Source organism: Nocardiopsis sp. NPDC055824, from assembly GCF_053616335.1.
In genome coordinates, this window is the sequence record NZ_JBSHDN010000045.1 from 22,458 (window position 1) to 31,906 (window position 9,449).

The following is a 9,449-nucleotide window of genomic DNA, read 5'->3' on the forward strand; positions in this document are numbered from 1 at the left end:
CCGCAGGACCCCCGCATGTCTTTACCCCATCTTCTATGGTGCGCCATCACCGGGCCGGGGGATGGGTACAACGCGACTGGATTTCCGGTTCCCGCCCTCCCGACACCCAGACCAGCGTGTACAAAAGTCACCATTCCGCGTGTTTCCGCAGGTAGAAGACATGAACGGCCTTCCGAAACTCCCAAAAACCGCAAGGCCACAATTTTCTCTCCACCAGGCGACTATGAGGGGCATCACACTCGGCTTCTCGGCCAGAAGTGGACACCCTGCCACCAATCGGACTGGCACCCGGTTCCACTCCGGTCTTCTGCAGGCCCCCGAGCTGTCATTGGCGCCCGGCCGAAACCACGCGCCCCACCGAACCGCCGAACCGGTCCACGGCTCCGCCGCCGGACGAACCCGCACCGACACGCACGGAGGACGCAGCATGACCGCTCCGCGACCAGGCCCGGCCGACCCGACCCGCGGCCCCGGAGGGCCCGCGGGACCGCCCCTCCCGGCAGGGAGCTCCGCCGTGCTCCTCGTGTGCGCCGTCCTGTACCCGCCGGCCGCCACGGGGGTCCTCCTCGTGGTGGGCGCCTTCGCCCTCTTCACGGCCACCACCGGCGCGGCGGCGTCCGCCGCCTGGGCCGGGGCCGGGATCGCGGGGCTCGCCGCGGCCCACGCCGCCCTGTACGCGGTGCTGCGCGGCACGGGACTCCCCCGCCCCGGCGCCACCGCCGTCCTGCTGACGGCGTCCGTGGCGCTGGCGCTGACCCAGACCGCTCTCATGTACCCCTGGTTCGGCGTCGGCCCGGTCTGGGGGCCGCCGCTCGCCGCCGCGGCCCAGGGGGCGGCCGCCGCACTCGTCCTGGTCTCCGTCCGCGGTCGCGCGGTCGCGTGGGCGGCGGCCGCCCTGTGCGCGGTGGCCCTGCTGCGCCTGCCGGTCGCGTGGGCGCTGGAACCGGCCGTTCCCCGCGCGGAGGCGGCGCACCACGAGCCGGCGGCCGTCGGCCTTCCGCACGGGGACCCGCGGGAGACGGCGGAACAGCCCCGAATTCGTCACCATGAGTGAGGAGGAGTATCCCTGGGTGACGAAAAGAAAAGGGGGCGTGTATCGGAAGGAGCTCCGTTCCGAGGAGTTGCGGCGGGGAGCGCCCGGACGCCGAAACATGGCCAAGGTCAGTAATGGCCCTGACCAGGACGCTCTTGTGTTCGAGCGGCCCCTCTCCCCGGTCGGGGCCCGTTCGCCGAGGATTCCGTCGCACCGCACCGGTACCGTGGTCACTGTCCCGAAAGGCCCCTGACCCCCTCCCCGGAACGACCCCCCTCGGCAGTGACCGCTTTCGGTCACCTGCCGTTCGCGCCCAGGGGTGGAGGGCCTTGCCGGATTACAGTGAGAAAGCTTCAGAAAACGGCGGCGAGCACCGCAAGGCGCGGCGGCAGGGCCTTTCTTGGATAGATTGGCCGCGCATCGTCCCCCACCGCCAGAAGGGATGCGCCCCTATGCCCACTCCCGGCCGTAGCACCGTCGGCCGTTACGAGCTGCGCGAACGACTCGGCGCGGGCGGAATGGGCACGGTGTGGCACGCCTGGGACCCCTCCCTCCAGCGCGACGTGGCCGTCAAGGAGGTCCTCCTCCCCGAGGGCATGGACCCGCAGGACCGCGCCGAGGCCCGTGCGCGCACACTGCGCGAGGCGCAGGCGACCGCCAGGATCACCAACACGTCGGTGGTCACCATCCACGACGTGCTCGAACACGACGACAGCCCCTGGATCGTCATGGAGCTGCTGAGCGGCGCGTCGATGCAGCACCACCTGGACCGCCACGGTCCGATGCCGGTGGAGCAGGTCGAGGAGGCGGCGAGGTCGCTGCTCGGCGGCCTGAGGGCGGCGCACGCCGCGGGGGTCACCCACCGCGACGTCAAGCCCGCCAACATCATGCTCACCGACGACGGCCGTACGGTCCTGACGGACTTCGGTATCGCGAACGTCGACGGCAGCGCCGCCCTCACCCAGACCGGCGTGTACATCGGCTCGCCCGAGTACATGGCGCCGGAGCGGTTCGAGGGTGAGCGCGCCCTGCCCGCGTCCGACCTGTGGAGTCTGGGCGTCACCCTGTACTCCCTGCTCGAGGGGCACACCCCGTTCAAGCGGGACAGCATCACGGGGATCATCAGCGCGGTGCTGACCGCGCCGATGCCGCCGCCGCTGTCCGTGCCGGGATACGGCGAGGACCCGGCGAGCGCGCCGCTGAGGGCGCTCATCGGGGCGCTGCTCGACCGTGACCCGGCCCTGCGTCCCGACCCGGCGGAGGCCCTGGCCCTCCTGGCCCGGGAGAGACGGGCGTACACGGGCGGCGCGGACCCCGCCCCGGACACGGGTCCGCAGAGCGCCCCGGGCGACGGTCCCGCGCACGGCCCCGGCGGCGCCGGCGCGGGCGTGACCCGGTGGCAGGAGTCCGGCCCGAGCGGCGCCTACCCGGCGCAGCGGCAGCCGACCGGCGGCCACGCGGCCTTCCCGGACACCCTGAGGCCCGGGGCCCCGGGCGGCCCCACGGTGCCCGGCGTGATGGGGATCCCGTCGGTGTCCGGTGGTTCGGGGCCCCAGGAGCCCCAGGGGCCGCCCGCGCACACGGGGGTGTCGGGCGGCCACCCGGCACACCGGCCGAACCCCGCGGGACCCGCCGCGCCCGGGGCGCACGACACCCCGCACCCCATGACGGCGCCCGGCCGCCCGTACCGGCAGCAGCCGGCCGGGCGGTACGGGGCGCAGGCCCCGCACGCGCCCGCGGCGCCGGGGACCGGGCACTTCACCCTGAACGGGAGGCCCGCCGCCCCCGGGCACGGCTCCGGTCGCGCCGGTTTCGCCCCGGGGAGCGGTGCGCCGCCGGCTCCCGGGGGCCGGGGGACGTGGGCGCACGGCGCGCCCGCGGCGGGCAGGCCGGTGCAGGTGCTCGTCGCGGCGGTGATGCTGGCGCTCAACGCCGCCTACCTGCTGTTCCTCACCGTGCTGTTCGCGGCCGAGGCCGTCAACGGGGGCCCCACGGGCTGGGGCACGGTACTCCTCCTGGGCCTGTGGGGGTCCTACTCGGTCATCGGGGCGGCCGGGGCGGTCCTGCGCTCACGCCTCGTGTTCGGGGCGGTGGTGATCGTCCAGGGCATCGCGGCGATCGGGTTGTTCTTCGGCCTGTTCTCGGTGCTGATCTACAACCCGGAGCAACTGGCGTTCTACGTGCTGCTGCTGGTGTTCAACGTGGCGATCGGCGGCCTGCTGCTGCTCCCGCAGCGGGTGCGGTCCCACTTCGGGTTCGGCGGGGGCGTCGCCTGAGCGGGTCCGCGACCGCGCAACGCCTCATCCGGGGGCGGTGAGCAGCCTGTCGGCCGTGAGCATGCGCTCGACCCGCTCGTCGCGCACCCTGCGGGCCGACTCGGCGGTGGCGCACAGCTCGGACACGTCCGCCGAGGCGGTGCCGAGGAACCCGGCGGACACCCGGTGGTCGACGTAGTCGGCGGTGGAGTCCACCGCCTCCTGGCACTGCTCCCACTCCCGGTGGGCGGCCACCGCCTGCTCGACCAGGACCCCGTACGCGGTGATCTGGGCGACCCGGGCGCGGACCGCGTCCTCGACCGCGCCCAGGTGCTCCCGCTGGGGTCTGAGCGCGTCCCGGACCCTGGGCGACGACGCCCGCTGCCACCGGCGCGCGTGGGCGCGGCGCAGCTCCCGCTGCCGGGCGAGGAGGGAGGCGATCCGCCACTCCTGCTCGCGGAGGACCGCCAGCGCCCGGTCGGTGTCCAGCGCGTCCGCACCGAGGTCGGCCCGGGCGTCCGACACCAGGTCGATCGTGCGCTGCACCTCCGCGACCAGGGCGCGGTCGGCCTCGGTGAGGTCGTCGGACAGGACCACGAACTGCTGTCTGGGCCCCTCCACCGTCCGTCCGGCGCCCGACGTGAGGGCGTCGGCGGCGACCATGGCGACGAGGACGCCGAACAGCGCCCAGGGCATGCCCGGGAACGGGTCCTGCGGGACGACGTCCGTCAGCCACACCGGGGCGGCGGCGACGGCGCCGGCCCCGACGAGGGCCCCCGTGGCGCGCACCGCGGGGCGGGCGTCCCCGCGGCAGGCGAGGGCGGCGACATAGGCGACCAGACTGATGCTGACGATCACCATGCCCAGGTACCAGCCGGCGGTAAACAGGGCCAGTGCCGTGGTGAACCCGACCCCGAGCAGCTGGACGCCGCCCTCCCTCAGGCGGGCCCGGCGCCCTGCCGACCCGGTGTCGTACCGGCGCGGGAAGCGGTCGGGCGCGCGCGCCTGCCAGGTGACCTCCTCCCGCAGCTCCTCGGGCAGGGAGGGGTCGATGACGGGTCGCGGCCGGATGACGTCCTCACTCATGGGCGGTCCCTCGTGAGTGGTGGGTCTGTCGGGAGGCGGGGCGGGGGCGGGCACCCGGGGAGGAGCCCGACAAAATAGGAGATGCCCACCCCGGGGCCGCCCCGAACCTGCCGCCCGGGACGCCTTTGCCGCGCCCGGCGCCCGGCCCGCGGGGGGCCGCCGCCACCTGCGGGTCCCGTCCGCGACGCGGACCCGTCAGACCGGTTCGTCGTGTCCGGCCGCCACCAGGTCGTCCTCCTCCCCCGGGCGCTGCCGGGTGGGGTTGGTGTCGAGCCAGCGCAGCAGCCGGTCGGAGACGAGGTCGACGCCGATCCGCCCGGCCCGGCCGTCCAGGTCCCGGAACAGGCACTCGCCGTTGCCCAGGTTGCGCAGCACCGCGAGGTGGTCCTCGGTGGGGTCGACCCCGAGCAGGGCCATGACGCTCTCCACCTCGAAGCGCTCGCTGGAGCGGAACGCGAACACCGAGGAGAGGCAGTTGGTCACCTGCTCGTTCAGGAGGTCCCCGGCGTTCTGGGAGACGAGGATGAGCGCCGTGTTGCGGGAGCGGCCCATCCGGGAGACCTCGGGGACGAGCTTGGCGCCCTCGGGGGTGGAGGTGACCGCCCACGCCTCGTCCAGGAAGATCGCCTTGGGCAGGTGGCGGTCCAGGCCGTTCATCAGGCGGCGGGCGAACTGGGACACCAGGTAGAGCAGGGCGACGGAGAGCCTCTGCTCGTAGGAGTAGTCGTCGCGGCCCACACCGGAGTCGGGCAGGGTGAGCCCGCCCAGGGTGAACACGGTGGTCCAGCCCTCGGTGTCGATCTGCGTCTCGCCCTGCGGGTCGAAGCACAGCGAGGCGAGCCGCATCTCGGACATGGACTGCAGGACCGCGCCCAGGTTGCGGGAGGCGGCTCCGGGCGAGGAGACGAGGTGGTCGACGACCTTGGCGAGGGAGGGGCGGGGCTGGTTGGCGACGGCGGCCACCGCCTGGATCATGGCGGACTCGCGCTCCTCGCTCATGCGGGGCAGCAGGAGCCGCAGGGTCTCGGTGGCCATGGTCTTCTTGGCGGCGAGGTCGTCGCCGAAGGCGAACGGGTCGAGCAGCCCGGGCTGGGCCGATCCCAGCGACATGATCCTGGCCTTGCGGCCCCGGCGCCGGAGAAGCTCCACGAGCGACTCGGCGTCGCCCTTGGGGTCGATGGCGGCGACGGTGACGCCGCGCAGGGCCAGCTGGTAGATGAGCAGGAGCGCCAGGGTGGTCTTGCCGCCGCCGGGCTCGCCGGTGATGGCGATGGCGGTGGGGCGGTTGCGCGCGGCGGCGACCATCGGGTCGAAGTGCACGATGGAGCGGGCCCGGCCGATGCTCTCGCCGATGTAGGGGCCGACCCAGCCGCCCCCGCTGCGGTCGACGCGGTCCCCGACCTCGACGGTGGCGGTGGGCATGCCGCCCGCGATGGTGCGCAGGGGCTGGCGCTGGGCGTACGCCTGGAGCCGGATGCGGTCACCGGGCAGGGACTCGTTGAACAGCGAGAACTGGTCGCCGGTGGAGTTGATGACGTCGATGCCGATGTCGCGGTAGTGCTCGACGACGGCCTCGACCTGCTGGACGAGGAGGCGTTCGGTGGGTGCGGACACCATGAGCCGGTGCCAGCCGTAGACGAAGGGCAGCCGCTCCTTGGTGATGCCGTGCTCCAGCATGCGGGCGGCGTCGATCTGCTCGGCGAGCGCGATGGGCGCCTCCACCCCTGCCTCGCGGATGTGCGCGTCCATGTCGCGGGCGTGCGCGAGCTTGCGGCCGACGTCCTTGGAGGCCTTGGCCGGCGGGATGAGCTTCATCCGCAGGGACACCTCGACCGGGAAGGGGAGCGCGTCGGCGTGGTGCAGCCACGGTTCGCCGTCCGGGAAGGGCATCAGGTCGGGGAAGCGGGCGAACGACAGGAACGCGACGTAGGTGGAGCCGGAGGGCTGTTCGAGGCGGAGCATGGAGCGGCCGTTGTGGACGACCCCGTCCACCAGCGCCTCGATCTCGCCGCGTCCCCAGGTGCGGCGGCCGGCGGCGGAGGGCCTGACCTCCTCGGCGGAGCCGCTGACCGAGTGTCTGACGAGCCACGCGATCTCGTCGGAGGTGGCGTGGCGCGCGTGGAGGGAGCTGGCCGCCAGCGCGCGGCCGAGCCGCTCGGACTGGTCCGTCCAGCGGGCGATCTCCTTGTCGTCCACGGCGTCGTCGTTGATGCCGAGGACCTCCTCGGTGCGCTGGTAGGCGCCGAACACCTGGGAGAACAGGCCGAGGCCGGTGCCGGAGCCGCGCAGGCCGAGGCGGACGCCGAGGTAGACCTCCTTGGTCCAGAAGTCCTTGGCCCACACGTGCCGGTACATCTCGTCGAGGTAGTCGTACCAGCCGGGGCCGGAGTCGGAGGTCCCGTCCAGGCTGGTGGCCCACTGGGCGGCCGGGTAGGTGCGGTGGGCGACGCGCAGGTGGACCTCGGCGTCGTTCATGCGGATGGCGGCGAGGGCGATGGTGATGTTGGTGGCCAGGGCCTGGCGTTCCTCGGGGGTGGTGAACTCGTACGACACCGTCGGGAGCCGGAAGTAGGCCCAGGCCTCGCTGTCGCTGAAGAGCACGCGGTCGTCGAAGTAGCGGACCGTGAGGCGGGTCGCGCCGCGGGTCCCCCTGGTACCGGTCATCTCTGAGCCCTTCTGGTCGCGTCGCGTGTCGGGGTGCGCCCGGACGGCGGACGCACCCGGGCCTGCCGCCTGTGCCACCCTCCATAGTGGAGCATCGTGCCGGGGCCGTAGAAGCGGACGGGGTTACGGCGCGCCAGAATCCCCGCGAAAACGTGACTCGCGCCCGTACGGGAGGGGCCCGTCCCCCCGCTGCGGGGGGACGGGCCCGGAGAGGGGAACCGCGGTCACGCGGCGGCGGTCGCCGTTCAGCAGGCGGAGTCGAGGGTGCCCTGGATGGAGGACTTCTCCGCGGAGGTCACGGTGAGGTCGTACACGTACTTCACGTTGATCCAGGACTTGACGTAGTCGCAGTGGACGGAGGTGTTGGTCGGCATCCACTGGGACGGGTCCTTGTCGCCCTTGGAGCCGTTGCTGGACGGGGTGGCGAGCCACAGCTGCGAGCTGGTGACGTCGTTGGCGAAGTCGGCGCGCCGGGACGTGGACCAGTCGGCCGCGCCGGTCTTCCACGCCTCGCTCAGCGGCACCTGGTGGTCGACGCTGATGTCGGACGGCTCGTCGTACACCCAGGAGTCGTCGAAGGCGCTGTACCAGCTGCCGGAGGTCGGCTGGCAGTCGTCGTCGGTGACCACGTCGTGCCCGTCGCGGAGCAGGACGACCTGGCGGGCGGTACAGGGGCTGTCGACGACGTTCCAGTGCGGGAAGAGGCTGCGGTCGTAGCCGGTCTGGGGCCCCTTGGCCGCGACGGTCAGGGAGCCGAGCTGGGTACGGGCCTCGGAGGTGCTGGGGATGTTGGGCGGCAGGACGTGGTCCGCGGCGGCGGGCGAGGACCATCCGATGACGGCGGCGAGGGCCGCCGCGGCGGCGGCCGCGAGTACGCGCGGGACCGCGCGGGGGAAGGGGGTCACGTTATTTCTCCTCTTGAGCGGGTCGAGGAAACAAGGACCCCACTACTGTGGGGTAACGGCGCTTTCCGCGCCAGTCCCGGACAGGGAATTCGCACCTGTTCGGAAGTGACGTCCCCGCGTCCGCCCCCTTAATTTTGAACCAAGCTCTGTACCATATACTCGTGAACCAGATCACAAGGAAATCGCCCTGGGTGACGGCGTGTTTCGTTGTCTGTGACGGCGACACGGCCACCTGCGCGGATGTCCGGGCATGCCGACCAGGGACACCGAGGGTGACGGAGGGCAGGTGGGCCCGGAGGATCCGAACGCCGGGGGCGGACGGGGGACCGTGCCGGGGAGAGCGCGATTATGCGTTTCAGCCCATAAGTAAAACGGTCCTACCCGGAAAAGTAAACGACAAACACGGGAGCCTTCGGCCATTCAGGAAATCCGGGTCGATATTTGTTAAGTTCGCATGTCGTAGGGAACGCCGTCTACCTCAGAGAGGACGAACCCCACGGGGACAGGCCATGACTCTCCTGATAGACATACCGACCGCGGACGAGTACCCGACCCGCAAGGCCCACGAACCCGCACTCCTGTACCGCAGGTCCCCCACCGTGTGGGGGTCTGCCGACGGCGGGCCCTTCTCCGCGGAGGAGATCGCGGACTACGACCAACGCGGCTACACCCGGATCGACTCCCTCGTCAGCGGCGAGGAGGTCCAGGCCTACCGCGCCGAGCTGGAGCGGCTGTCGTCCGATCCCGGCCTCCGGGGGGACGACCGCGTGGTCGTCGACCCCGAGTCGGGCGGCGTCCGGTCGGTCTACGCGGTGCACGAGCTCAGCGACGTCTTCGCCGAGCTCGTCAACGACCCGCGCCTGGTCGAGCGCGCACGCCAGATCCTGGGATCGGACGTGTACGTGCACCAGAGCCGCGTCAACCACAAGCCCGGCTTCGGCGGCGGCTCGTTCTTCTGGCACTCCAACTTCGAGACGTGGCACGCCGAGGACGGCATGCCACGGATGCGGGCGGTGAGCTTCTCCGTCGCCCTGACCGAGAACCACCCCCACAACGGCGCCCTGATGGCCATCCCCGGCTCGCACCGCACGTTCGTCTCGTGCGTGGACCCGGCCCCGAGCCCGCACCACCGGACCCCGCCCAAGACGCGGGGCGTCGGCGTGCCCGACGAGAGCTCGCTCTCGCTGCTCGCCCACCAGCACGGCATCGAGGTGCTGACCGGTCCCGCGGGCGGGGCGACCGTCTTCGACGCCAACTGCATGCACGGCTCCGGTGACAACATCACGCCGCACCCGCGGTCGGACGTGTTCGTGGTGTTCAACAGCGTCGAGAACGCCTGCACCGCGCCGTTCGGCTCCTCGGGGCCGCGCCCGGAGCACATCGCCTCCCGGGACTTCACCCCCGTGGGCCGCTGAGCCACCGCCGCGCGGACGGGCCCCGCTCCTGCCCGCGCGGCGGTTCGCCCTGTCCCCGTGCCGTAGCGGCGCCCGGAGCCCCGCGGGGGCT

At 72.6% G+C, this 9,449-nt stretch carries 6 protein-coding genes; 3 read left to right on the forward strand and 3 right to left on the reverse strand.

What is annotated here, in order from left to right:
- Positions 1–514: 514 nt before the first annotated feature.
- Together ACWGL3_RS12325 and ACWGL3_RS12330 are read left to right on the forward strand one after the other, a co-directional pair.
- A complete protein-coding gene (locus ACWGL3_RS12325) occupies positions 515–1,054 on the forward strand; it encodes a hypothetical protein (protein WP_452461276.1) in 540 nt (179 codons plus the stop codon).
- A 431-nt stretch (positions 1,055–1,485) separates the two neighbouring features.
- Positions 1,486–3,309: a protein kinase domain-containing protein gene (locus tag ACWGL3_RS12330; protein ID WP_452461277.1), complete on the forward strand. Its 1,824-nt coding sequence runs from the start codon at positions 1,486–1,488 to the stop codon at positions 3,307–3,309.
- A gap of 24 nt (positions 3,310–3,333) precedes the next feature.
- Here ACWGL3_RS12330 and ACWGL3_RS12335 read toward each other — a convergent pair whose 3' ends face one another.
- From ACWGL3_RS12335 to ACWGL3_RS12345, 3 genes are all read right to left on the reverse strand, one after another.
- On the reverse strand, positions 3,334–4,374 hold the full coding sequence (locus ACWGL3_RS12335; RefSeq protein WP_452461278.1) for a hypothetical protein: 1,041 nt from the start codon (positions 4,372–4,374) through the stop codon (positions 3,334–3,336).
- A 195-nt stretch (positions 4,375–4,569) separates the two neighbouring features.
- A complete protein-coding gene (locus ACWGL3_RS12340) occupies positions 4,570–7,038 on the reverse strand; it encodes an ATP-binding protein (RefSeq protein ID WP_267946521.1) in 2,469 nt (822 codons plus the stop codon).
- Between the two features lie 245 nt (positions 7,039–7,283).
- A complete protein-coding gene (locus ACWGL3_RS12345; RefSeq protein ID WP_267946522.1) occupies positions 7,284–7,943 on the reverse strand; it encodes a GmrSD restriction endonuclease domain-containing protein in 660 nt (219 codons plus the stop codon).
- A 509-nt stretch (positions 7,944–8,452) separates the two neighbouring features.
- On the opposite strand from ACWGL3_RS12345, the gene thpD reads away from it, so the two are divergent.
- Positions 8,453–9,358: an ectoine hydroxylase gene (gene thpD, locus ACWGL3_RS12350; protein ID WP_267946523.1), complete on the forward strand. Its 906-nt coding sequence runs from the start codon at positions 8,453–8,455 to the stop codon at positions 9,356–9,358.
- Positions 9,359–9,449: the final 91 nt, after the last annotated feature.

Coding starts and splice junctions, on each gene's coding strand:
- ACWGL3_RS12330 (WP_452461277.1), top strand. CDS start 1,486: ATGCCCACTCCCGGCCGTAGCACCGTCGGCCGTTACGAGCTGCGCGAA.
- ACWGL3_RS12335 (WP_452461278.1), bottom strand. CDS start 4,374: ATGAGTGAGGACGTCATCCGGCCGCGACCCGTCATCGACCCCTCCCTG.
- ACWGL3_RS12340 (WP_267946521.1), bottom strand. CDS start 7,038: ATGACCGGTACCAGGGGGACCCGCGGCGCGACCCGCCTCACGGTCCGC.
- thpD (WP_267946523.1), top strand. CDS start 8,453: ATGACTCTCCTGATAGACATACCGACCGCGGACGAGTACCCGACCCGC.